At 37.8% G+C, this 25,248-nt stretch carries 17 protein-coding genes, 2 tRNA genes and 1 other RNA gene; 9 read left to right on the top strand and 11 right to left on the bottom strand.

Annotated elements, in window-relative coordinates:
* The first annotated feature begins 7 nt into the window (after window positions 1–7).
* The 3 genes from K5G00_RS22155 (at window position 8) to K5G00_RS22145 (ending at window position 5,720) form a co-directional block, all read left to right on the top strand.
* The gene (locus K5G00_RS22155) at window positions 8–3,502 is read left to right on the top strand and encodes a TonB-dependent receptor (RefSeq protein ID WP_238768607.1); all 3,495 of its coding nucleotides are present in this window, start codon (window positions 8–10) and stop codon (window positions 3,500–3,502) included.
* A gap of 12 nt (window positions 3,503–3,514) precedes the next feature.
* Window positions 3,515–5,104, top strand: coding sequence for a RagB/SusD family nutrient uptake outer membrane protein (locus K5G00_RS22150; protein ID WP_238768605.1), 1,590 nt, complete (start codon window positions 3,515–3,517; stop codon window positions 5,102–5,104).
* Between the two features lie 382 nt (window positions 5,105–5,486).
* Complete coding sequence (locus K5G00_RS22145; protein ID WP_238768601.1) at window positions 5,487–5,720, top strand: hypothetical protein; 234 nt, start codon at window positions 5,487–5,489, stop codon at window positions 5,718–5,720.
* On the opposite strand, the gene K5G00_RS22140 is transcribed toward K5G00_RS22145, so the two are convergent.
* Window positions 5,701–7,200: a DoxX family protein gene (locus tag K5G00_RS22140; protein WP_238768599.1), complete on the bottom strand. Its 1,500-nt coding sequence runs from the start codon at window positions 7,198–7,200 to the stop codon at window positions 5,701–5,703. The two genes, K5G00_RS22145 and K5G00_RS22140, sit on opposite strands and share 20 nt — an antisense overlap.
* A 253-nt stretch (window positions 7,201–7,453) precedes the next feature.
* On the opposite strand from K5G00_RS22140, the gene K5G00_RS22135 reads away from it, so the two are divergent.
* A complete protein-coding gene (locus K5G00_RS22135) occupies window positions 7,454–8,683 on the top strand; it encodes a hypothetical protein (RefSeq protein WP_238768597.1) in 1,230 nt (409 codons plus the stop codon).
* 37 nt (window positions 8,684–8,720) lie between these two features.
* Here the strand turns inward: K5G00_RS22135 and K5G00_RS22130 are convergent.
* The 8 genes from K5G00_RS22130 to K5G00_RS30090 form a co-directional block, all read right to left on the bottom strand.
* Window positions 8,721–8,794, bottom strand: a tRNA-Asp gene (locus K5G00_RS22130).
* 30 nt (window positions 8,795–8,824) lie between these two features.
* Window positions 8,825–8,898 (bottom strand) — tRNA-Asp (locus tag K5G00_RS22125).
* Window positions 8,899–9,045: 147 nt separating this feature from the next.
* The gene (locus tag K5G00_RS22120; protein ID WP_238768595.1) at window positions 9,046–9,966 is read right to left on the bottom strand and encodes a metallophosphoesterase; all 921 of its coding nucleotides are present in this window, start codon (window positions 9,964–9,966) and stop codon (window positions 9,046–9,048) included.
* Between the two features lie 87 nt (window positions 9,967–10,053).
* The gene (locus K5G00_RS22115) at window positions 10,054–11,715 is read right to left on the bottom strand and encodes a sodium:solute symporter (RefSeq protein WP_238768593.1); all 1,662 of its coding nucleotides are present in this window, start codon (window positions 11,713–11,715) and stop codon (window positions 10,054–10,056) included.
* Window positions 11,716–11,758: 43 nt separating this feature from the next.
* Entirely contained in the window at window positions 11,759–12,439 is a 681-nt protein-coding gene (locus tag K5G00_RS22110; protein WP_238768591.1) for an NUDIX hydrolase, read from the bottom strand.
* A 284-nt stretch (window positions 12,440–12,723) separates the two neighbouring features.
* On the bottom strand, window positions 12,724–14,013 hold the full coding sequence (locus tag K5G00_RS22105) for a galactokinase (protein ID WP_238768589.1): 1,290 nt from the start codon (window positions 14,011–14,013) through the stop codon (window positions 12,724–12,726).
* Between the two features lie 40 nt (window positions 14,014–14,053).
* A complete protein-coding gene (locus tag K5G00_RS22100) occupies window positions 14,054–15,094 on the bottom strand; it encodes a UDP-glucose--hexose-1-phosphate uridylyltransferase (protein ID WP_238768587.1) in 1,041 nt (346 codons plus the stop codon).
* Between the two features lie 147 nt (window positions 15,095–15,241).
* The gene (locus K5G00_RS30090) at window positions 15,242–16,243 is read right to left on the bottom strand and encodes a GntR family transcriptional regulator (protein WP_238768585.1); all 1,002 of its coding nucleotides are present in this window, start codon (window positions 16,241–16,243) and stop codon (window positions 15,242–15,244) included.
* 126 nt (window positions 16,244–16,369) lie between these two features.
* Between K5G00_RS30090 and K5G00_RS22090 the strand changes: the two genes are divergently transcribed.
* The 4 genes from K5G00_RS22090 (at window position 16,370) to galU (ending at window position 21,327) form a co-directional block, all read left to right on the top strand.
* Window positions 16,370–17,413, top strand: a complete 1,044-nt coding sequence (locus K5G00_RS22090; protein ID WP_238768583.1) for an aldose epimerase family protein — start codon at window positions 16,370–16,372, stop codon at window positions 17,411–17,413.
* Between the two features lie 109 nt (window positions 17,414–17,522).
* Window positions 17,523–19,427 carry an AMP-dependent synthetase/ligase gene (locus tag K5G00_RS22085; protein WP_238768581.1) on the top strand — a complete coding sequence of 635 codons (1,905 nt, stop codon included), beginning with the start codon at window positions 17,523–17,525 and terminating at the stop codon, window positions 19,425–19,427.
* 23 nt (window positions 19,428–19,450) lie between these two features.
* Window positions 19,451–20,455 (top strand): mevalonate kinase family protein, encoded by a 1,005-nt coding sequence (locus tag K5G00_RS22080; RefSeq protein ID WP_238768579.1) that lies wholly within the window; start codon window positions 19,451–19,453, stop codon window positions 20,453–20,455.
* Window positions 20,456–20,457: 2 nt separating this feature from the next.
* Window positions 20,458–21,327, top strand: a complete 870-nt coding sequence (galU, locus tag K5G00_RS22075; protein WP_238768577.1) for a UTP--glucose-1-phosphate uridylyltransferase GalU — start codon at window positions 20,458–20,460, stop codon at window positions 21,325–21,327.
* Between the two features lie 47 nt (window positions 21,328–21,374).
* On the opposite strand, the gene K5G00_RS22070 is transcribed toward galU, so the two are convergent.
* Window positions 21,375–23,339 (bottom strand): FG-GAP repeat domain-containing protein, encoded by a 1,965-nt coding sequence (locus K5G00_RS22070; RefSeq protein WP_238768575.1) that lies wholly within the window; start codon window positions 23,337–23,339, stop codon window positions 21,375–21,377.
* A 127-nt stretch (window positions 23,340–23,466) separates the two neighbouring features.
* On the opposite strand from K5G00_RS22070, the gene ssrA reads away from it, so the two are divergent.
* Window positions 23,467–23,866: a transfer-messenger RNA gene (ssrA, locus tag K5G00_RS22065) on the top strand.
* Window positions 23,867–24,338: 472 nt separating this feature from the next.
* On the opposite strand, the gene K5G00_RS22060 is transcribed toward ssrA, so the two are convergent.
* On the bottom strand, window positions 24,339–25,025 hold the full coding sequence (locus K5G00_RS22060; protein ID WP_238768573.1) for a hypothetical protein: 687 nt from the start codon (window positions 25,023–25,025) through the stop codon (window positions 24,339–24,341).
* Window positions 25,026–25,248 lie beyond the last annotated feature (223 nt).

The raw sequence follows: 25,248 nt of genomic DNA, 5'->3' as shown, positions 1-25,248 counted from the left end.
CAAAAGTATGAAAAAAAATTCTGACTTGTTTGAGAGTTCGTGGGTTCTCAAACTAAAAAAAATTATTTTGGTTATGAAGCTAACAAGCCTGTTTTTTATGATTTCCATTGCCGGCGTTTTCGCGAGCAAAACCTACTCGCAGACCCAGACATTAAGTCTTGACATGGAAAAATCTACCGTTAAAGAGGTTTTATCTGTAATTGAAGAACAAAGTGACTTCTATTTTATGTACAGTGGAAAATTTATTGATGTCAACAGAGAGGTTTCGATAAATGTAAAAAATCAGAAAATAGAAACACTACTAAACATTCTGTTTGCCGGAACGGATACAAATTATGAAATCAGAGACAAATTTATCGTGTTGTCCAGTTCTAAATTGTCCGAAGAAGAATCTCAATCGAAAGCGCAACAAAAAACAGTCACAGGGAAAGTAACTGATTCCGGTGGACAACCTCTACCCGGTGTTACTGTTGTTTTAACAGGTACAACAAAAGGAACCGTCACCGGCGCAAGCGGAGAGTTTTCCTTAACCGGAGTACCAGATGACGGAATTCTCAAATTTTCATTTGTGGGGATGAAATCGCAGGAAGTAGCTGTCAGCGGACTAAGCTCGATAAATATTACAATGGAAGAAGACGCCATAGGTATTGAAGAAGTTGTTGCTGTTGGTTACGGAACACAAAAGAAAAGGGATGTAATAGGAAGTATAGCATCAATAAAATCGGAAGACATTGAAACGATTTCCGGCGTCAGCAACTTTACATCGTTATTACAAGGCCAGGCGGCAGGAGCCAGTGTGCAAACTTCATCCGGCCGGCTCGGTTCTTCAGTTTCCGTAAAAGTAAGAGGTTTAAGTTCGATAAGTGCCGGGACTTCTCCGCTTTGGATTATTGATGGAGTGCCAATTATTACCAGTGCAAGTACCGGTGCAGATTATACATCAGAGCAATCGCCAATGTCGCTTATAAATCAGGCCGATATTGAATCAATAGAAATATTAAAAGATGCGGCAGCTACATCCATTTATGGTTCCCGCGGATCAAATGGCGTTATTATAATAACCACCAAAACGGGAAAAGCCGGACAGAGCTCAATTAATATCGATTACAGTACAGGTATTTCAGACCTTCCGCTTCAAAAAGTTGATTTTGTTAACACAACTCAATGGTTTGAAATCAGAGATGAAGCAAAACAATCATACGGGTTAGGAAACTACACCATGGATGATTTCTATGGAGGTTCAGGTTATGCTACCGAAAAACTCACCCGTAATCAGGCTGAAACAACAAATATCGATTGGTTTAAAGAGGCAATGCAAAAAGGTAGTTTCCATAGCGTAAACCTCTCATTTGTGGGGGGGGCTGAAAAAGTTAGCTATTTTATCTCCTCCAATTACAGAAAAGACAAAGGCGTAATGCTAAATGATGATCTAGAAAGATACGGATTACGCGCAAATGTTGATTTACACCCACACGAAAATTTTAAAACCGGGGCAAAACTAAATTTCTCTTTATCAAACAGCAACCGGGGAAAAAACTTTTATGATGCTAGCAGCGGAAATAACAGTGGCCGTGCAGGCGGTTTTAGCTTTTTAAATGTAAGCGCAGCAACTTTTAACCCGGTTTACAGCCTTGAAAATCCAAATGAATATTTTAACCCTTACCTGGGAAATCCGGTGGCTTTGAGCGACAGGGACAACATCGTACAGGATGTTGAGATGTACAGGGCATTGGCAAACATATATGGAGAATATTCTCTCCCCTTTTTAAGAGAGCTTGCATTGCGATCGGAAATCTCAGTTGATTTTGTTCAGGTAAACAGAAATACCTGGTTATCAGAAAAAGTAAGATGGGATGGTTCCTGGGCTCAGGATGTAGCCAATACAATTCGCACATATAATTACAACCTGTTTCTGAAATATGACAAAACCATAGGAGACCACAGTTTTAACGCAGTGGGAGGAGCAGAAGCTCAGCGTTCACGTACCTGGGGAAGAAAAATGGAAGGACAAGATCTGGTTGGAAGCTATAAACAGCTGGGAACACCCAGTCAAATGATTACCATGAGTTCGGGTTTATACGGAGAAAGTTACCTTTTGGCCTATTTTGGACGTGCCAATTATAAATACAAAGACAAATACCTGGCTGGAATCAGTCTCCGCCGCGATGGATCTTCGGTATTCACGTCTGAATACCGCTGGGGGACTTTTGTCGCGCTTTCGGCTGGATGGATCATTTCCGATGAAGAATTCATGGGCGCTTTTGGTGAAAATAACTTCCTGAAAATCAGAGGTAGTTTTGGACAAACCGGAAATGCCAATATTCCATCAGGCTTGGATGCCTCAAAATACGGAACCGGATATGCGTATGGAAGTGTCGATTTAATAGCAACCAACGGAACCCTGATTTCAAGTATTGGTGTCTCGAACCTAACCTGGGAAACGACAAACAATTTTGATATTGGTGTAGATTTTGGCTTCTTAAACAACAGGGTTAACGGTTCGCTGGCTTACTATAACAAATATGTTGAGGATTTACTTTTAGCTACAGAGCTCCCATACTCCTCCGGGATAAGTTCCATTTACGGAAATATCGGAGATTTGGTTAATTCCGGAGTCGAGCTAAATTTTACGTCCATGAATATTGAATCGCAAAACTTTAAATGGCAAACTTCATTTAATATCTCCTTTAACCATAATGAAGTTAAAAAACTGGTTCCCAGAGTTGACGAAACAGGAGCAGGCATGGTAAGTGGCGCATACATCACAAAAACAGGTTACCCCGTGCGGGAGTATTATCTTGCTGAATTTGCAGGAGTTGATCCGGAGACAGGAATATCAATGATATACGCCCTGGATACTGAACATTATGACGAAACAGGTGAAACGCAAAGATTAAAAGATGAAAGCGGAAATGATGTCAAAATAATTAACAGCAATGCAAATGCAAATGCAAACAAGTTCCACTTAAAAGGAAAAAACCAAATACCTGCGTTTTATGGCGGACTTACCAACAAATTTATGTACAAAGCTTTTGACCTCGGCTTTCTGCTCACCTTCTCAGGGGGCAACTATATTTTTGATGAGTTTATGCGAAATATGGCTACTGACTACAGCGGGACAAGACGTATGTTACAAGAAGTATACGACAATTATTGGAAGTCGCCGGGAGACAATGCAAAGTACCAACGAGTAAACTGGCAAGGGAATGTTGTTCTGAATGATGGAAGTGTTGTTGGCCTGGGAGACCCAAGAACCAACACCGATCAATTTCTTTTTAAAGGAGACTACCTAAAACTAAAATCGGTAACACTCGGATACACCCTTCCCGAGTCGTCAAAAGCTGGGCGACTGTTTAAAGGGTTACGGGTATATACAACGTTTGAGAACCTACTCACTCTTACCAAATACCCGGGCTGGGATCCGGAAGGACTAGGTACGGTTGGACAATGGGATATACCACAATTATTTACTGCAACATTTGGCGTTTCTGTTAAATTTTAAAATCTATTCGTTATGAAAAAAATAATATATCTGGCACTGCTACTAATTTTTGTTTCATCTTGCGAAAACAACGATTTTTTCGACCTTGAACGGCCGGTGGAAAGTCCGTGGCTTTCCTTATACGAATTTGAAAGAGCTCCTATTGGTTCGTACCGGCAATTATTTTCGACAAATCTTTCATGGGGAAACGGATATAACTACTGGTATTTATATAAAAATGCTGTTGCCGATGACGTTGCATGGGCAACTCCGGGCGATGCAGCATGGGGATGGTACCGTGACACAGAGAACAACAAATCGTGGCTAAATTCTCTATTTCAAAATTGTTATCAAGTGATAGCCTCGGTAAACGATGCCCTTCAGTTTGTTGAAGAAAACAATGGAAATCCATATCCAAAAATCACAGAAGAAGACAAAGTAAATAATCTTGACAGAATTGTTGGAGAACTCTATTTTCTGCGGGGGTTTGCATATTATACTTTAGCAACTACTTTTTGTGATGCTTATGTTCCGGGAGGAGACAACAGTTCTCCACAAATTCCACTTCGAACAACGAAAGCAAGTTCATATGAAGAAGCCTCAAATTCAGAAATTGGAACCACCGAAGAGATCTGGATGCAAATTCTTGCTGATTTTCAGAAAGCTTATGAAATATTACCGGAGCGTTATATAGAAGGCCTTATGCACATCTCATATCAGGCGGGGCGGGCAAATAAATTTGCTGCAGCCGCCATGGTTGCACGCTCGTACTTTGCTATGGGCGATTACGAAAACACAGAAAATTATGTAAGTTTTGTTATTGAGCAAAATGGAGGTGATTTTAATTTAAATGAAGAGCCTATTGAAGCATTTAATAAAAGTACGCTTGCGCGAGGAATGGAAACCATTATGTACACTCCTTGCTATGATGAAACAACCGGAAACCAAAACCTCCATGCAGGGTGTTTTAGTCACATGCTAAGGTCAGCTCCCTGTCCGTTTGTGGCAACTCATATGGATTATTCAACTTTACAACGTTTAGGCTGGATGGAAGCTCCCAAAAGCGATACAACAATAACCATTATTGCCAAAAGAGACAAACGGTTTCAACAATTGATGGCGATTAGAGAGGCTGCAAATATTCCGGAAGAAAAAAGAGATGATGACAAATATTATGAAACCCGGACGAACCTGGAATGGAGAACCATTCTTGCCAATAAGTATTTCAGAGGACCCGGTGAAGAGCACACTAATGTTCCTACAATCCGGCTGGCTGAAATGTATCTCACCCGAGCAATTTGCTTGTTTAAAATGGGCGACAAACAAGGTGCTGCCGATGATCTGAATATGATCCGGAAAAGAGCATGGGATGAAACGGTAGCAGGAGAATCCTACGAGTCTTCAGACAGTTATGTAACTTCCGGCAATATTACCGAACAAATGATTAATGACGAACGCCTCATCGAAATGTTTATGGAAGGCGACAGGATTGACTATTTACGCGGACTAAAAATTGATGTTGGAAACGGTGAACGGGGAGATGGTTCTGTTCCTTACACCGACAAAGGTTTTGTTTGGTCTATTCCTATTCAGGAAGAGGAACTAAACCAGGCATATAATTAATAATCAATGATTTTATGGAAGTTGGAATTTTTTCTCAACTTCCATACTTCATCTCTGGCTGAACTATTAACCGGCTAATAGAGTAGAAATAAAATCGATAAAATGAATAAAAAACACCTTGGACAAACACAGCCACTCGGGAATCCACGACAATAACGGGCTGTACAGTTAGCACCTTAATGTGGAATAATTAAAAAAAAGGACTGAAAACTATGTTCATTAAAAAAAAATTAAGTATAAAAATTGCAAGCTTGCTTACTCACAGCACCTTTAAATCCTTTTTCGCTTCCCGGAGTTAAGCGTCATTCGGAAAAAACTGTACAGAAAGAATGATGAAAATAATATTCCGTTTATCGGTATTAATAACCGAAGGGAGCCCGAAATGGAAAATTACAGTAGCAAAAAAGATGATGTACACTATAATAGCGATGGCTACAAAAGACTATTGGAGAGCGTAAGCAACAAAATTGAAACAACGCTTACATTATTAAGCACTCCTTCCCTTAATGTAAACTTAACCCAATCGAAATTAAACGGGGATGACAAATTTGCCATCCCCGATTTTTTATCTGTTATTTTGTTTGGAGTTTGTCAAATTATCCTCTCCATGGCCTGATTCGATTTACATTTGCAAGTGAATCAACCACCATATTGCAGTCTTCAACGATTTGAAAATCGTACATTCCCACACAAATAAAATCGGCACCATTGTCAAAGGCAAACTTAAATCCCTCTTGCGGAGAAATAGCACCAGCAGCCAACACTTTAAAGGCAATCCAAGGCTCTTCCAGCTGATTCATAAATTTTATGGTTTCGGTTGGTTTAAAACAAAACATATTATCGTGCTGCTCTGCATTGGGCTGCGCCGACCAATAATTATGATGGTGTAATGTTTTCACCCAAAAATCGGGTTTTATTCCCCTCTCTACACAACCTTGTATTGTTTCAATTTTATGTGCACCAATCCCTGCGGGTTTTCCATAACTTCTTATTAAATCCACTCCTTTTTGAATGGTTTCAAAATCGTTGTTTTGAGCCATACGATCGGCAATCCCTCCCTGACAATACATTGCAGATGCACCTACTTCCTGTGATTTTTCTATCCCTTCCAAAAATCCTTTTCCGTACCCACAATCTGAAATAAACTTTATTTTACCACCGGTTTCGTGCCAGTATTTGTTCATAATTCTTCCCAATGAAGGGTTGGTAATGATTGAATCAACACCACATCTTTCTGCCAACTGAAGCGTCATTATTACGCGCTCGTCGCTATGATATTCTTTAACAAGGCGGGAAACATAAATCAAATCGCGGGAATGCGCCCATCCACCAATTAAGTTTCCGCCCATAATCAGACGGCTAAAATCAAGGTCCCCAATTTTACCTTTTGGAATTTCTCCTTTTAAATCATCCAATGAAGAAAAGTTAAAGCTTTTCAACGTTGCCCCGGAAACAGCGTCTGTTTCACCTGTATTTAAGAACTTTTCTTCATAACTATCCCAACGTTGTTTTTTATAAGCTGCATAAGCAAAAGCTCCCAGAAAAGGCACACTAATTAGATTTCTTAATACCTCTCTTCGTTGCAGCGAACTCGTTTCATTTTTCTCTAACGGAACTGGCGCATTGGCTTTTTCTTCCTTCCAGCTTTTCAGTAAACGGTCAACTCCAAATAAAAAGCCAAACGGAATAAAAGCAAATACCAAAAGAATAAAAAATTCTATCAAAGTTTTATTTACCCATACATAACTTCCTTCCATAACTGTTCCAAAAGTATAGCCGGGAATGGGCGGATAGGCTACAAAATAGAAAAACAACAGCAATGCACCCGCAATTGAGGACCAACGAGTAAGCAATCCAAGAAACAATGAAATCCCCACCAAAATTAGCCCCCAAATATTCATAAAATCAACGATCTTCATGATAGCATCCGATTCAGCCATACGATGAAAAACATCCGAAAAAACCCATCTGGAGCCGAGCAGGTAAAGTTTTGCACTCCAACCTGGTGTCATCAACTTGGCAATTCCTTCATACAAAAAGTGCCAGCCTACCAAAATTCTCAAGCCCGTTAATAAATAAATTGAGTACTTTTTCATAACTATTCTTTTGAATATTAAACTATGGTCTGCTAATAATTTGTCGTCTCGCTTTCTTACCCGGCAGGAAGATCTTTGAAGAATCACTTCATAATTTCCTGAATCTGTATATTTTGATATTTTTGTAATTAAGCTTTAAAGCTATTTCAATAAAATAAGAATTAAGAATTTTAGGGAAAGCAGAATACAGAGCAAAGAAAAGCATTATTGGTCACGCCAGAGAGCGGCTAATTAACAACACCTTACAAATACGATGAAAAAGTTCGATCCGGATAAAATAAAACGTTCAATTATTGAATCTTACAACTGGCCTGTTCTGGAAGAGTGGACTAATTTCCATTTTAAAGAACTTAGTAAAAACATTGAGGAGAAAACAGGAGACAGAATTAGCGACGAAACATTAAAACGAGTTTTTGGTAAAAGAAAAGTCAGTTCAGAAAACTATCAACCACAGGCATTTACTCAACATGCACTAAATAAGTATATTGACAGCTTAGCAAAAAAAGAACCTTCTAAATCCCTAAAAATAAATCTACCTAAAATATATATAATTTCCTTTTTGTTAATTCTCGTCATTTTATTGCTTGGGCTTCTTCTTACAAAATATAGCCCGTTTCAAGCTCAAGCTTTTTTATTTTCTTGCGAAAACAAGAGAGATGAAGCTCCTTTTACTGCGACATTCAAATACGATGTGAGTAAAATAAAAGACAGTGTTTTCTGTTCCTTTAACCATAACCAGGAAACTTTCCTCCCCCCTGATAAAAAAATGGTAAATTATTTTTACAGCGAGCCAGGTATTTATAATGTATTTTTATACACACGGGCAAAAACACTGGATACAATTTCAGTTATTAGCTGGACAAAAGAATGGATTGCCGGTTGTTTTCCAAACAATCAGCCCGAACTTTTTAAACCATTTCAAAATCAAAGTTTCTATCGTCTTGAACATTTCTTTTATAGTCCTCCCGAACAATTAAAAACACAGGTTACCAACTGGCAAGCAAACTATTGGACGAGCTACAGATGCACCTATCCTTTTGAAAAAAGTCTTGATTCTCTCACTTTTCAAACAAGAGTGCAAAACAATGCAACAAGCGGAAGTCTTTCCTGTTACGATATAGATATTGTATTAACAGCTGAGTCAGGAGTTGTAAATCTCAGATTTACACAACTAAAGTGTTCCAGGTACGCAACTTTTCAGGTTTCAGAGAAAAAACTGGATGGAGAATTTAATGATCTGTCTGCATTTTCGGTTGATATGTCTGATTGGCTTGATGTAAAAGTCACTACAAAAAACAACTATATCCAAATATTTCTGGCCGGGGAAGTTATTTTTGAAAGTGATTATGTTTATTCACTCGGAAAACTTCTTGAAATCAAATACTCCTTTTTTGGTTCAGGTAAAATCGATTCCATCGAACTAAAAGATAAACAAAACAACACCTTTTACTCAAACGATTTTAATAAGACTGTATTAAACTAAATAAAAAAAGCACCACTCTTATCGGAATGATGCTTTGCGGTGACGACGAGACTCGAACTCGCGACCTCCGGCGTGACAGGCCGGCATTCTAACCAACTGAACTACGCCACCAATAAAATGGTGTCCATCAAAAAAAATAAGCGGTGACGACGAGACTCGAACTCGCGACCTCCGGCGTGACAGGCCGGCATTCTAACCAACTGAACTACGCCACCGTTTCTTTTAATGAACTACCTTTGATTTCGCCAAATACGCTTTTCAAAGGTGTTGCAAATATATACTTTCTTTTTTTTTCTGCAATATAAAAAACGATTTTTTTAAAAACACTCCAAACACCTAAAAATCAATTAATTAAAATAAATTTATTTTCCAACCTGAAGCAAATTCTCTTTGTTTAATGTTTTTTCACCATTCCAGCGGTAAACAGTTAGTTTTTTTGTACCATTTACACACGAATCGACACAACAAATATTTGATTTTACAATATGTGGTCCTCTTCCCCTGCAATAATGCCCAAAAAAGACAATGGGAGCATCTTCGGGATAAACATAGTTTTCCGGGATAATTTGTTGCGGAATAGTATAATTCGGAAGTAAAAATTTACTCTCAAACGACATCTCTTCAAATGTTTTGCCTTGTGGGTTCTCCCACCATCGCATCCTGAACATGCGGGGAGACACTCCTTTATTGTTGATTATCTTCAGATCACCGGGAAGACTAAAATCAATTCCTTTGGTTAATGTCCAAATATGTTTACCTATTTCTGATTTTGAATTCCGGTAAGCTTCGCGAAAAACGCTCTTTTTTATCTTTCCGGCAGGAATATTTTCTTTAAAAAAGTCAATTGCAGGCTGCGACCAACATGCATGAACAACTCTAAAATCTCCCATATCCAGGAATAACGGCAATGTCCGCATCCATTTCAAATGCCCTAATAATTCATCTGCATTTCCTGCAAATTGATTAATGGTTTTAAACAATGCGAAAAAATTTTTATTGGAAGATTTTACCAAAGGATCCCCTGTCTTAAACTTCAGATAATATATTATGGCATTTATTTCATGATTTCCGAGAACAGCCAAAGCATTCCCATTTTCAACCATAGAGCGAATTATCCGGATTGTTTTTTTTATTTCGGGCCCCCGGTTGATAAAATCGCCTACAAATACTGCTTTACGTTCAGGATGAACGTATCCTGCTTCAGACTTCTGATACCCGATCTCCAGCAAAAGCTTTTTTAGTATGGACGCCTGCCCATGTACGTCTCCGATTATATCATACATATTGTAAAAATGAAATCTAAAGTAAAAAAAAATAGCCATCTGACGAATGTCAGACGACTATTTCTAAAATATATCTTATAGCGTTTTTTACCAGAAATAGGAGTAGAATACAAGAATGACAGCAATAATAATTGCAGAATTTATCACATCCCATTTACTCCAACTGGCCCTGACTTCAGCACGCTGTTCAGCGGTTGCAGAGCCAATGGTAAGGCCTTGAATTACACTCGGATCTTTTACTTTTGTAAAATAGCTAATCACTATCATTGCAATAATAACAAATGCAAAAATATATCCTTCGTAGTGATATGTATTCATTTCTATAAAAATATTGTGCATGAATGTTCCTTCTGTTACCGAACCTTTAAACACATTTATAACCAGGCGGGTCATTCCCAACACAAAACCAATAACCAATCCATAGAAGCCTGCTTTGGGCGTTGTCTTCTTTGACAGGATACCGAGTAGGAAAACTGCTGCAATTCCCGGTGCCAGAAGAGACTGCACCTCCTGAAGATATTCATACAATACTTTTCCAAGCCCTTTCATAACCGGAATCCAGGCAATTCCCAGGATAACAATAACAACGGTGGCAATTCTTCCAACAACAACGTAATGCCGATCGGATGCGTTGGGTTTGTATTTTTGATAGAAATCGACAGTAAACAACATTGCCGATGAATTAAACAAAGAGGCCAGTGAACTCATTAAAGCAGCCAGAATACCGCCAATAACAATTCCTTTGAATCCAATCGGAAGTAATTCGGTTACTAGAGTGGAAAATGCAGCATCGTTTGAATTAAGTGTTATTAATCCTTTCTGGTTTAATGCATAAGCAATCATTCCGGGAATTAAAAAGATAAAAACCGGTGTTAACTTCAGATAAGCTCCAAAGATAGCTCCTCTTCTCGCCTGTGTCATATCGCGGCCTGAGAGTACACGCTGTACAATAAACTGGTCGGTACACCAATACCAAAAACCGATAATCGCGGAGCCAAGAATTACTCCTGTCCACGGAAAATCCGGATCATTATGAGAGCGCATCAAACTGGCCATTGAGTCTCCATGAACAGTAACATTTGTTCTTGTTATTTCCATCAATTCACCCCAGCCGCCAACTTTGATCAGACCTAAAATCAATATGGCTATCGAACCTATTAGCAAAATTGGCGTTTGTAAAACCGATGTATACAAAACAGCTTTCATCCCTCCAAAAGTGGTATAAAGTCCGGTTAATACAACTAATCCAATTGCACTCACCCAGAAGAAATCCACATTATATCCCCAAAAGCTAATTGAATCGATATTAAAAACATCTTTAAACACAACGCCGCCGGCATATACAGTAACCGCAACCTTTGTAAGCACGTAACTTACTATCGATATGATAGAAAGAAAAGATCTTGCCTCGGGATTATACCTTCGCTCCAGAAACTCAGGCATGGTAAAGACTTTACTTCGTGCATAAAACGGCACAAACAACCATCCCAGCATCAGTATCACCCAGCCATGCATCTCCCAGTGTGCCATAGCCATACCACTTTCGGCTCCGGCTCCGGCTAATCCCACCAGGTGTTCAGAACCGATATTTGAAGCAAAGATTGAAGCACCTATCGCAATCCAGGTAGCGTCTCTTCCCGCAAGAAAATAATCGGAAGTATCTTTATCTTTCTTTTTCAGAACCCAAATAATGACTCCAACCAGGCCTAAAAAAAACAGCCCGAGAACAATCCAGTCCAGTGTACTCATTTTTCGATGTTTTTAGTTATTAGTTTAATTATTTCTTAAAAATTTAAATTTTAACAATCCTATCCAAAACCTCCACTTGTAAATTTGGTTTTAGCCGGTAATAATAAGCTCCTTTTTTTGATTCTGTTGAATTCTTTTGATCCAGTTTCTCAAGTACTCCCAGAGACAAAATCTTCTTTCTGAAATTTCCCGGATCAAATTCCCGCTGATAAATGGCTTCGTACAATTTTCGGAGCTGCATAAAAGTAAATTTCTTTTGCAACAACTCAGTTCCGATTAAACTTGATCCTGCTTTCTGCTGTAAAATATTCATTGATCTTTCAACCATTTCCTGGTGGTCAAAAATTAATTTTGGAAGACTTGTAACAGGCCACCATTTTGCACCGTGACTTTTTATCAGTTCCTCATCCGACTGATTGATTCGAATTAATGCAAAATACACCACGCTAATGACTCTTTCAAAGGGATCCCGGGTAGGTCCGGAGAAAGCACTTACTTGTTCAAGAAAAATATTACTTAACCCCGTTGTTTCCTGCAATACCCTGTATGCAGCTTCGTCAGCAGATTCAAGCTGTTTTACAAATCCCCCCATTAACGACCATGAACCTTTTACCGGTTCAAAGGCACGCGGATAAACCAATAATTTCAGTTGTTCTTCTTCGTAGCCGAAAATGACACAATCAACTGACACCAAAAATTTGGGTTGATTCTCGTAGTAACTCATAATTAGATTTAATCGGCATAAATTTATAAAAGTAATTTTTACTTTTCTTTATCGATGTTCACTTTTATTAAAAAAAATGTTTTATAACAGAAACTAAGGGGATTTTGGAGTATAAAAAAAGCCTGCCAAAAAAATTATGACAGGCTTTTAAAAATAATTTAACCAAATTTATAATGTTCTGATCTTAGAACCTTTTTTGCAAATAATATCAGATACTCATAATAAATAAGCAGCCCTCATGACCGGCAAAATAGCTGCGTCAATCAACGAAGTTGCAATAACACCTAAAAATCAAGCTTCACCGAACCTTTTGACCTGATAAACAATTTATGACAAGCTCCTTTTCCGTACACATGTTCCAGTGTGCTTACGTATTCATCCAATTTGTTTTGCGGAACAAAAGCCTGAATTGTTCCACCAAAGCCACCACCATGCACACGCCATGCACCGCTTCCTTTCAGCACCATCTCGCTTAAAGCCAGAGCCAATGAAACCACCTGCTCATCTTTATGAACAACGTCAAAAATATTCTGATTATACATATAAGAACTATAACCTGATTCAACAACCATTTTCAGGAATGATTCAAAATCGTTGTTTTCCAAAGCGTTCACCTGATCCACAACACGCTGGTTATCTCCCTGAAAATGATAGGCGCGTAAGATGGCTCTGTCGCCTGTTTTTTTGCGGATTTCTGGAATTTTGTCAACAATTTGCTCCAACGTTACTTCCCGTAAAACATTCGCGCCAAGTTCGGCAGCAACCGATTTCATTTCAGTAGGCAACGATGCATACTCCGCCTGAGAGGCGGGATCATCGTGGCCGCCACCAACATCAGTAATTACGAGCGAAAATCCGGTTGCAACAAAATCAAAATCAACCTCTTTTACTACCGGATTGGCCGGATCTTTAAAATCAATGGTAATTAAGCCTCCCACTGAACATGCTGTCTGATCCATTAAACCACAAGGTTTCCCAAAATAATTATTTTCTGACCATTGACCGATGATTGCATTTTCAACTGCTGACATTTTTCCGTCGTTAAAAAGCGCATTGATAATTGCTCCAACCAACACCTCAAAAGAAGCAGAAGAACTTAAACCGGAACCTTTAGGCACCCGACCTTCGATACAAGCATTAAAACCGCCAATCTCATAACCGTTTTCCTTCATTTTGGCGCAGATACCCTTCACCAGAGAATTTGAAGTATAAAAATTGGATTCATCAATACTTAAATCCGACAAATCGACCTGAAATTCAGGATAACCTGCCGACTTTATTTTAACAACATTAGTTCCGTTTGCTGCAGCAACAGCGATATTGTCAAGGTTTACCGCACCAGCCAAAACACGACCAAAATTGTGGTCTGTGTGGTTTCCACCAATCTCGGTACGTCCGGGCGAACTAAAAAGTGTTACATCATCAGACCCAAATGTTTGTTCAAATTCACTCATCAAACCCGCATATCTGTCGGCCTGTTCTTTTAAAACTGCAGTTTCAGTTCCATATAATTCCTGAAACAACGGATTATCTCCGCCATTAATTTTTTCAATTAAGCTGTTAATTTTAGTCATAACTTTATTTATCGATTAAATAATTATTGTTTGATTTATTTCATTTCTTATAATGAATCTTTGGTAAATCCCGTAAACGCTGGGCAGCCTGTTCGGGTGTAATATCACGCTGTGGAGTAGCCAGCATTTCATAACCAACCATAAATTTTTTGACTGTAGCTGATCGCAACAACGGCGGATAAAAATGCATATGTAAATGCCACTCCGGATAATCTTTTCCATCAGTTGGTGCCTGATGTAGTCCGGCTGAGTAGGCAAAAGAAGTCTCAAAAAGATTATCGTACATAATGGTTAATTTTTTATATATATCAGCCAGGTCGGTACGTTCTTTCTCTTCTAGCTGAAGAATATTTTGCACCGGGCGTCTGCTTACAATCATCGCTTCAAATGGCCAAACTGCCCAAAAAGGTACCAAAGCCACAAATGAATCGTTTTGATTCAATACACGGATTTCTTTTACAAGTTCAGTTTGCAAATAATCGTTCAGAAGTGTTCTGCCATGTTTTTCGAAATAGGCTTTCTGAGCTCTACTCTCCTTTTCCGGTTCTACCGGAATACCCTCTGATGACCATATTTGCCCATGGGGATGCGGATTGGAACAGCCCATTATTGCACCTTTGTTTTCAAAAATCTGCACATAATTAATTTGAGGATTATTTCCCAGCTCTTCAAACTGCAGACACCATAAATCCACAACATTACGAATATTCGCCACCTCCATTTCAGGGATAGTAAGACTGTGATCTTCACTGAAACAAATTACTTTACAAATACCGCTTTCGCTTTTTGCCTGAAAAAGTTCTCCATCACTAATTTCACCGGGAGGAGTATCGGTTAGAAGTGCGCTAAAATCGTTTGTAAAAACAAAAGTTCGGTTATAATCCGGATTTTTATGGCCTCCTGCCCTTTCGTTTCCGGGACATAAATAGCATCCGGGCTCATACTTTGGTCTCTCCTGACTGGCCTGTTTTTCAACCTGCCCCTGCCAGGGACGTTTTGCACGATGCGGAGAAACCAAAATCCAGTCGCCGTTTAAGGGATTATATCTTTTATGGGGATGTTCTTCAATATTAAAACTCATAGTAAGCGGTTATTTTTTCTTAATTCTGACTAAACTACCTTTTAACCAATACATTTCCGACCAACTGGTAGGTACTGGTAGGTGCAAATATATATTTTAATTTTTTCCCTTTGTAAATTCATATAATGTTTAGCAACAGAAATTATTTTATAAACTATTTCTCACAATCAGCTTTGACGGATTTCTGACCTTGCCACTTTTCCGATCAAGAACCATTTGCGCCAGGTTCTTTCCCATTTCAACAAAATCAGTAGAAATAGTTGTTATTCCTCCAGAAACCACTTCTTTCAACATCGTATCGTTAAATGAAACAACTCCAAATTTCTTTCCCAGTTTATACTTGTAATTTTTTGCAATCTTCACCAATTCAACCAAATCGCGATCTGAAATTAGAAAGTAGGCTTCATATAATCCGGGGCGAATTCCATCGAGTGTTTTTATTATTTCGTAACTGAAATCAAACTCCTCACAAAACTTTTTAAACCCTGTACTCCGCTGACCTGGTTCTTTTCCGCCCGGATTAACAAAAACCAGTTTTCGATATTTTTTAAGCAACGTCTGACCTTCAACAAGTGCGTCATAAAAATCCTGCTCAAAGTGCTGGTAAACCACCGGGTAATTTTTCAAATCATTTTTTAAGCGATCTAAAATAAAAACTTTGTCTTTGGGCAGCTTTGAAATTAAATAGTTTGTATTGTCAAAAGTTGCCGGCATTATTATGTAAGAAGTATAATTACCAATACTTTCTAAAAGTAAATTTTTAAAAACCTTATAATTAAAATGATGAAAATAAACTTCAACACTAGCACGGTTTTTCAGCGTATTTATGAGTGAATTATACAAATCTTCTTTAAAAGCATTTAATTCATCAAAAAGCACAAAAATCTTTTCATCATGCTGCACATCAGTCGAAGCGATATAATAGCCTTTTCCTGGCTGGCTTAACAAAATTCCTTTGGCTTTTAGTTCGTTGAATGCCATCATTACCGTATCCCGACTCAGACCAAATTCCCCACAAATCTGATTTATCGAAGGAATCTTGTCTCCTTTTACCAAACATTTCCTTTCGATAGCGTTTACAACCGAATCAATTATTTGTCTGTATTTTGGTTTTGAGGATTCTGAATCTATAGTCACTACTTTTTTCACAATTCAGATTTTAGCCATTACAAAAATAAGGGAAACCAATTTTAAATCAACATGCTATACAACACCACCAGTACCCACCAGTTAGATCAATCATTTTTGCATTTTTGTAATTAAAATTAAAAAACAATGAAAATACAATCTGAAATATTCGGCAAATTAACCGACGGCAAAGAAGCTACTTTGTTTACGCTAACAAACAACAATGATGTAACTGTTAAAATTACCAACTATGGTGCAATAATAACAAGCATTTTCACCCCTGACAAAACGGGCAGTAAAGAAAATATTGTTTGCGGATTTGAAAGGCTGGAAGATTACATCAGTGAAGCCTATCTGGGAAGTTACCCATACTTTGGTGCCATTATCGGTCGTTGTGGAAACCGGATTGCAAAAGGGCTTCTGGAAATTGAAGGAAAAACGTATGAAATGGCAATAAACAACGGGCCAAATCATTTGCATGGTGGCCTGGTTGGTTTCGACAAAAAACTTTGGGATGCTGAAACAATTGAAAACGATGAGTATATTGGGGTAAAACTCTCTTATCTCAGTCCTGATCTGGAAGAAAATTATCCCGGAAATTTAAACGTAACCTGCACTTACACATTAAACAACGATAATGAACTGGGTATTGAATACTCGGCTGAAACCGATAAAACGACAGTTGTAAATTTAACCAATCACACCTACTTTAATTTAACCGGCGGAAAAGAAAATATTCTGAACCATGAACTGGAATTAACGGCAACAAAAATGACTGAGATGGTAGAACAAATACCTACAGGAAAAATCGTTCCGGTTAAAAATACTCCGTTTGATTTTACTTCGTCAAAAACATTTATTCGTGACATGGAAGGACTGCCAACCGGTTACGACGACAATTTTGTTTTTGACAATGAAAAAGGAGAATTCAAATATATTGCTTGTTTAAAAGAAGAAAAATCAGGAAGAAAAGTTGAGGTTTACACAACTCAACCCGGAATGCAGGTTTACACCGGCTACTGGAATCCGGAACTACATATTGACGAAGTGAAAAAATTTGGAAGCTATTCGGGAGTTGCTCTTGAAACACAACACTATCCGGATTCGGTTCATCACGATAATTTTCCAACTACGTTATTAAACCCCGGAGAAAAATACAAGGAAAAAACCGTCTATAAATTCAAAATATGACATTTCAAAACGCCCGGTTAACCGGGCGTTTTCACAATACAGTTCCCTTTTTGTCTTTTTTTCTTACATTTGAATCGCTAAACGTAATAAATCGAACAAATTGTTTATTATGAAAACGATTATTGAGCTCTTTGAAACAGCGGTAAATAAATTTCCCGAAAACGTATATTTATGGGAAAAAAAAGACGGAAAATACCAGGGAACAACGTATACAGAAACCCGTAAAAAAGTTATAAAACTCGCAGCAGGACTCGTATCCATTGGATTTGAAAAGGGTGACAGAGCCGGGTTGATTTCCGATGGAAGAAATGATTGGATAATAAGTGAACTGGCTATGTTATATGCCGGTGGCATCAACGTCCCTTTATCCATCAGACTTGAAAAAAATGAACTTTCTTTTCGCCTATACCATAGTGGGAGTAAATATATTTTTGTCTCCAAACAACATGCAAATAAAGTTGAGGCAATCAGAGATGAACTTCCTGAATTAAAAAAAGTAATATATCTGGACGGGAAAGAGAATCCCGGAGAAAAAGACCTCGACTACAAAGAGCTTTTTAAACTTGGTGAGGAATACTTAAAAAACAATGCTGAGAAATTTGATTCCATTTGGAAAAATATTCAGCCTGGCGATGTGGCCAATATTTCTTACACATCAGGAACAACAGCCGATCCAAAAGGAATTATGCTGACACAACTCAACTATGCCGCAAACGTAGTCCAATCAAATTCATTACTCGATTTACAACCGGATTGGAAAACACTGGCCATTCTTCCCTGGGATCATGCCTTTGCCCACACAACCTGTTTGTACGTTTTTATGTACAAAGGAGCAAGTATTGCATCGGTTGAAATTGGAAATACACCGCTTGAAACACTAAAAAATATTCCAAAAAATATTCAGGAAATTAAGCCAACACTTATGATGAGTGTTCCCGCATTTTCGAAAACCTTTCGAAAAAATATTGAAGCCGGAATACGAAAAAAAGGTGAAAGCACATATAAATTATTTCAATTTGCATTAAATATTGCGTACAAATACAATGGCGAAGGACATAACCGAGGCAAAGGATTTCGCATATTTCTAAAACCTCTCTTATCTCTTTTTGACTCTATTCTTTTCAAAAAAATACGTGATGGATTTGGGGGAAATCTTCAGTTTTTCATAGGAGGAGGCGCACTTCTCGACACCGAGTTGCAACGCTTCTTTTACGCTGTAGGGATTCCAATTTGCCAGGGATATGGATTAACCGAAGCAGCACCTGTAATTTCCTCAAATACACCACAAGTTGTAAAATTTGGCACCTCCGGAAAACTAATAAAAGATTTGGAGCTAAAAATTCTCGATGAAAATGGAAATGAATTACCCAAAGGACAAAAAGGGGAAATTGTTGTAAAAGGAGATAATGTGATGCTGGGATACTGGAATAATCCACAGGCAACAGCCAATACCTTAAAAGAAGGATGGTTACATACCGGTGACATGGGCTATATGGATGAAGATGATTTCCTGGTTGTGCTTGGACGCTTTAAAAGTTTGCTCATTGGGAATGACGGTGAAAAATACAGCCCCGAAGGAATTGAAGAGGCACTGGTTGACAAATCGCCTTTTATTCAGCAGGCAATGCTTTACAATAATCAAAATCCGTTTACCGTTGGAATGCTTATTCCTGATGTTGAAGCAATAAACAGGGAGCTTAAAAAAAGAAACATTACACCGGGTTCGGAAGAAGGAAACAGAGAGTCTTTAAAAATCATCCTTAACGATGTGCAACAATATAAAAAAGGCGGGATATATGAAGGCGAATTCCCTGAAAGATGGTTGCCCGCGAACATAGTTGTTTTGCCGGAAGCGTTCACTCAGGAAAATGCACTTGTTAATGCCTCAATGAAAGTTGTACGTGGAAAAATAACTGAATATTTCAAAACTCATTTAGATTTTCTTTATACTTCTGAAGCAAAAAATATTGAAAATGAATTGAATCTGGAAGCCATTAAAAAATGGAATTCGTAAATTTGCGGCTTTAAAATTCGATTATGATTATTGAGACATATTCATATCCCCGGGCTGCAGTTATCGGCAACCCTTCCGATGGCTATTTTGGAAAAACCATCGCATTTGTTTTTTCAAACTTTATCGTAAAAGTTCAGCTTTACCAAACACCTCAGCTTGAAATAAAACCTCAGCGTGCTGACAAAACAACCTACAATAATCTGGATGAGTTGGTAGACAATATCAATTTTGCAGGATATTACGGAGGTATGCGTTTGATAAAAGGGATCGTAAAAGTGTTTTACGAATATTGTAAAAGGAACAATATAAAACTAGCTTCGAAGAATTTTACGATTACCTACAATTCCAATATTCCTTTAAGGTTAGGACTGGCTGGCTCAAGTGCTATTCTTACAGCCTGCTTAAAAGCCCTTTGTTTATTTTATGAAGTTTACATTGAACCTGCCATTTTTGCGAATCTGGTACTTTCAGTTGAAACCAATGAACTGGGCATATCGGCAGGTCTCCAGGACAGAGTTGCCCAGGCATACGAGAAACCTGTCTTTATGAATTTCGATAAAAAAATTATGGAAAAACAAGGGTATGGCAAATATGAAACTTTGCACAATGTTCATTTTCCAAATTTTTATATCGCCTACCGAAAAAACCTGTCGGAAGGGACAGAAACGGTACACAATAACCTGAAAGCACGATTTGAAATAAAGGAAGGAAAAGTACTGCAGGCGATGAAGAGATGGGCGCAAATAACCGAAGAATTTAAAGCCGCTCTTGAAAAGAGGGATAAACAAAAAATGCATGAACTGATCAATGAAAATTTCGATTTGCGAAGAAATCTAATTCCTGTATCACAAGGAAATATTGAAATGGTAGAGTTGGCCCGTTCTGTTGGAGCAAGTGCAAAATTTACTGGTTCAGGAGGTGCAATAATAGGAACGTACGCTGACGAAATAATGTACAATAAATTGCACGACATAATGAACAATAACGAAATTGAAGTTATAAAACCCAATATTATAAACAACAATTAAATATGATCAAAAAAGCAGTTATTCCTGCGGCAGGATATGGAACCCGGTTTCTCCCGGCCACAAAATCTCAGCCTAAGGAAATGATTCCTATTATAGATACTCCAGTAATACAACACGTAGTTGAAGAAGCCGTTGAAAGCGGAATTACTGATATTCTGATGATTATCGGGAAAGGCAAACGAGCTATTGAAGAACATTTTGACAGAAGCCCTATACTGGAAGAATCACTGTTAAAAAAACAAGACTTAAAAACACTCGATAAAATTCGCTCGATTTCTAACCTTGCAAACATCCATTTTGTTTGGCAGAAAGAAATGAACGGTTTGGGTGACGCCATTCTCCATGCGCGCTACCATGTAAACAATGAGCCTTTTGTGATTTTGCTGGGCGACACGCTGGTTAAAAGCGAAGACGGTCCGGTAACCAAACAACTTATCGATGTTTATGAAAAGTACCAAAGTTCGGTCATTGCGCTCGAAGAGGTAAAACTCGAACTGGTTCATCGCTATGGAATTATTGACGGGGAAGCAGTTACAGAAAACGTATTTAAAGCCAAAGACTGGATTGAGAAACCGTCACCGGAAGAAGCACCTTCCAACCTTGCAGTTGCCAGTCGTTATATTTTTACTCCTGAAATTTTTGATTTATTGGAGAAAACACCTCCAGGAAAAAATAACGAAATTCAACTTACTGATGCCATGCGCGAGATGGTAAAAAAGCAAGCCATGTACGGGTTAAAATTCAATGGAAAAAGGTACGATATCGGAAATAAAATGGGCTTTCTGAAAACCAATATTGAATTTGCCTTGGAAGATCCGGAAATTGGAGAATCAATTAAAGTATGGCTAAAAGACTTTGTAGGAAAACTATAGCAAAAAAATATCAGCTATTTACAAATAACAGCTGACATTTTTTCTTTCTACCAACTAATATCTTTTCTGTCGAAATAATAAAACATTCCATTTTCTCTTCCAACAAGTATATCGGGAATGGTTTTACTATTTCTGTACCAAGGTGTCGGTGCACAGGAATGCTGTCCCAAATAAATTGGCTTTCCTTTATATCTTAAGAGTTTTGGGAAGTGATATTTCGGTGATTCATCTGTACCTACATTTTTCAGAAAAAGAACGGCTGAACCAGGGCGTCCTTCATCCAGATACCTCCAGGGTAATCCCTCTTTCGGATTAGGGACACAACCGTGTCGCGGCGTGCCGACAATTAAATCCAAAGTTCCGTCAAGATCCCAATCAACAATATTAAATTTTAAACGACCGGTACCTCCAGCTTCCAGGAAATTACCTTCTATTGGCGTTCCATCTTCCAAACAAAGTTTGAATCCCTCCTTCAGGTTATAGGCATCAATTTGCCAATATAAATGAAATACATCGTCATCGTCGAGCGTAACATAAGCCATTTTATCTCCAATTTTTGCTACTCCCGGTTTACAACGCCACGTTCCATGAAGTTCCAATCCTTCCAAATAAATCGGATGTTCCTCTGCCAATTCCGGCTTTTGAGGTGTTCCTTTATTTATATAAACAGTGTGTTTTCCTCTGCTATCGCCCATCACAATATCATACACACCATCGTCATTCCAATCAATAACATTTGGGCAAGTATATCCCCATCGCGATTCAAACGGCCCCTGAATATCTTCTCCATAACCGGGCTGTATATGAATTTCTTTGCCACCAGCTTCCAGTGGAACTCCGGCAGAAAATTGCGGTGTTTGGTTATCTCCTAAATTTCTGAAGAACAAAATCTGTCCGAGTGAATTCCCTGCAACAATATCCGTTTTTCCGTCTCCATCCCAGTCAACCATTGTTGGAACAACCAGCGAACCTCCTTTTAAATTTGAATTTTGTTTTAATAAATGCTGCGGAGTATCGTAAATCGGGGCGTTACGTTTTTCAGAAAAGCCAAGGTATTTATAAAAATAAATTCCTCCTTCTCCGGATGCAATTAAGTTATTCCATTTCCGATCCGTTCCGGGATAGACAAGCGGTGTTGGCCAAATTGTTGGATGTCGAAGTGTTATCAAATCGGCTCCACTAACTATTCCTTCTTCCTGAACATCAAAATCTTTTGACAACTCAAAAAAATACAAATTACCAAACCAGGATCCCGTCACCAATCCTTCCCGATTATCGTTCACCTCTATTTTTGTAATTCCCTGATGACTTGATCTTACCTTTACATCTCCTTTTGAAATTTTTGTTGCTTCCGTTACAACTGAGTTAAAATCATTTGCAACCTCAACTTTATATAAATCAGAGTAAGAGATTCCTCCATTATACACGCCATCCGGTCTGTAAGGAATATAATCAGCATCTCTTCCATCGCCGGGAGCTCTTGTATTTACACCATCACCAATCGAAAAGACAAAAACATAATTTCCTTTTTGATTGATTTCCACTGAAAACGGCCCTGGATTTCGGGGAAATGAAACAGCTAATTCTTTTTCTCTTTTAAACTCAAAAGACTTGGAATCAAAAACGCAGGAAACAATTTTTTTGTCGATATACCAAAATCCATAGATTTTCCCTCCGATTTCTTTTACACAACCTAAATTCTTATATGTAGCCGGAGTTTTAAATTCCTTTGCTTCTAAAAACACAGGAACTCCTTTCTGGGAAAAGCCTGCAAATTCATAATAGAAAAATCCGGGATTCCATTTATCTGATGCTAAAAATAGATCAGGGTATTCTTTCCCTGATAAATAAGCAACTCCCAAAGGTTTGCAACTCACTCCAGGAAAATCAAAAACACCAATATTATTATAATTCTGAGATTCTAAGGGTTCTCCCATCTCCTCTTCCTGTGCCTGTAGTATACCCGGAGAAACGGAAATTAAACAAACAAAAAACAAAAGTAATTTTCTCATAATTTTTGTAGTTATTAAAGAACTTGTAACACTTGCAATAATAAAACGAGCAAAATGCAGAAAGGGATGAACGAAGAATAAATTTTTATGGTATTTCATGAAAAAAGAATATTTTTGTATCCTCTTTGGGGCTGACTGGTTTTGACAGCGGGTAGAAGAGGCAGGTAAGCATGCAGGGTTTTGGTTGTTGACCCTTTAAAATAATAATCAAAACATTAATTGGCGAAGAAAATTACGCTCTTGCTGCGTAACCGAATCACAGTAGGTTATCCGCTTAATCCCGGAACAAGGTTCCGGGACAAGACATCGCCCGGATGCTAATGCTTTGAAGCGGTCCGAACCGGCGGTGCAAATAAATCGAAGCTAGTGGAAATTTTGCTCCGGAATTTCTGCGAAAATTTAGGAGCTAAGGTAAACATGGGTGGCCTTGATCCGGTGTTTACACGAAAAACAAGTCGGGGCTAAGCATGTAGAAAGCTTGTTGCTTCCTCGTTTGGACGCGGGTTCGACTCCCGCCAGCTCCACCTCAATGAATCATAATTAATTGAAAAAGAACTTATTAATTGAGTTCTTTTCTATTTTTAGTCAGCATATAGTCAATAATTCTAATTTTTGACTATTTCCACGTGTTTTTACAATTCCTTATACTTTGTAAAGTATTACGTTGCCGTAATACAACATTTGAACATATTTGGGAGGCCTGAACAACCTCCCACTTTTTTTACTTATTCCAGCAAGTTTTCATATACCAATAAATAGCTTACCAATATATGAATTAAAGGCTTAAACTGGTTTTTCTGATACAAGTATTCACACAATTAGTGAAAGTGCCAATTTGCCTTATATGGGAGGCTACAAGAGGAAGTATTCGCTTTTCTTAATTTAGTCATATTGGTTTAAAATGATGTGTATATGCCGGTTTCGCAGATCTGGTTTCGGAATAGATATACAAGGGTTGGAATAGTGGTAGTTTGATCAAACGTCTAATAGTTTTTTCTCTTAATTTAAATAGTGGTTCTGAAAGATTCCCTTGAATCTAATTCTTATAAACTTTTTACTTTCTTTAATATATTCAACAAATTCAATACCCATCGATGTACAATCATTTATTTTATATATTATATTTTCATTTACAAAATATTGGTTAGATGAACTAAAGGAAGAAATCGTATTTATTTCTCCATATTCTTTTGATAAATAATAAAAGTCATCTTGATTATTAACATCAAAAGTAAAATTGATTTCATTTAATACACCTTGCTCAAATATTAAATTTATATTCTTTGTGTTGTACTCATAAAATGGGAATGATCCTTTAGAAAGATACTCTTTACCAAATAAAACTTTTTTGCTATGCATATCCCATTGCTCCTTAGGAAAATTTCTTTCAAATTCATCTGTTGTCAAATTAAATTTAAATCCGTTTATTTCATAACAGCATCCACTATTATTAATTTCTTCTAAACGGTTCTTAATTACAATGCTTCTTTTGTAATTTACAGAAATATAAATAGTTCCAACAATAAGTATAATTAAGATTAGAAATTTACTCAATTGAAATATCAATATTTCACTTTTATAAATCCAAAGCATCTTGAAAAATTTATAAAGGTAAATTAATGATAGCCAATAAATCCCAAATTGAACAATTCCTATAGCAACAGTAAAAATCTTATTAATATTCAATTGATTTAATGAACTACCCCGCTGCAAGCAGACGGGGTATCACAAAGGAATGAGTTCGTCAATTCGCTGCAAGCAGCGGGGAACTAACCCCAAAGTGATTAGATGTAAAAGCCATAGGTCATTTAGTTCTTATACCAATTTGAGTATATAGTGCCGCTGTATTATCTTTGAAGCATGGGAAGACAAAGCAAATTCAATATAAAAGAGGATTTAAAAGAACTTG

The sequence above is a fragment of the Maribellus maritimus genome (genome assembly GCF_022267315.1).
Classification (GTDB): domain Bacteria; phylum Bacteroidota; class Bacteroidia; order Bacteroidales; family Prolixibacteraceae; genus Draconibacterium; species Draconibacterium maritimum.
Note: the sequence above shows the minus strand (reverse complement) of the source record. Positions and strands in the feature narration are given on the sequence as shown.

Bases quoted from the DNA above. Each gene is read 5' to 3' on its own strand.
- K5G00_RS22155 (WP_238768607.1), top strand. From the start codon at position 8: ATGAAAAAAAATTCTGACTTGTTTGAGAGTTCGTGGGTTCTCAAACTA.
- K5G00_RS22150 (WP_238768605.1), top strand. From the start codon at position 3,515: ATGAAAAAAATAATATATCTGGCACTGCTACTAATTTTTGTTTCATCT.
- K5G00_RS22145 (WP_238768601.1), top strand. From the start codon at position 5,487: ATGGAAAATTACAGTAGCAAAAAAGATGATGTACACTATAATAGCGAT.
- K5G00_RS22140 (WP_238768599.1), bottom strand. From the start codon at position 7,200: ATGAAAAAGTACTCAATTTATTTATTAACGGGCTTGAGAATTTTGGTA.
- K5G00_RS22135 (WP_238768597.1), top strand. From the start codon at position 7,454: ATGAAAAAGTTCGATCCGGATAAAATAAAACGTTCAATTATTGAATCT.
- K5G00_RS22120 (WP_238768595.1), bottom strand. From the start codon at position 9,966: ATGTATGATATAATCGGAGACGTACATGGGCAGGCGTCCATACTAAAA.
- K5G00_RS22115 (WP_238768593.1), bottom strand. From the start codon at position 11,715: ATGAGTACACTGGACTGGATTGTTCTCGGGCTGTTTTTTTTAGGCCTG.
- K5G00_RS22110 (WP_238768591.1), bottom strand. From the start codon at position 12,439: ATGAGTTACTACGAGAATCAACCCAAATTTTTGGTGTCAGTTGATTGT.
- K5G00_RS22105 (WP_238768589.1), bottom strand. From the start codon at position 14,013: ATGACTAAAATTAACAGCTTAATTGAAAAAATTAATGGCGGAGATAAT.
- K5G00_RS22100 (WP_238768587.1), bottom strand. From the start codon at position 15,094: ATGAGTTTTAATATTGAAGAACATCCCCATAAAAGATATAATCCCTTA.
- K5G00_RS22090 (WP_238768583.1), top strand. From the start codon at position 16,370: ATGAAAATACAATCTGAAATATTCGGCAAATTAACCGACGGCAAAGAA.
- K5G00_RS22085 (WP_238768581.1), top strand. From the start codon at position 17,523: ATGAAAACGATTATTGAGCTCTTTGAAACAGCGGTAAATAAATTTCCC.
- K5G00_RS22080 (WP_238768579.1), top strand. From the start codon at position 19,451: ATGATTATTGAGACATATTCATATCCCCGGGCTGCAGTTATCGGCAAC.
- galU (WP_238768577.1), top strand. From the start codon at position 20,458: ATGATCAAAAAAGCAGTTATTCCTGCGGCAGGATATGGAACCCGGTTT.
- K5G00_RS22070 (WP_238768575.1), bottom strand. From the start codon at position 23,339: ATGAGAAAATTACTTTTGTTTTTTGTTTGTTTAATTTCCGTTTCTCCG.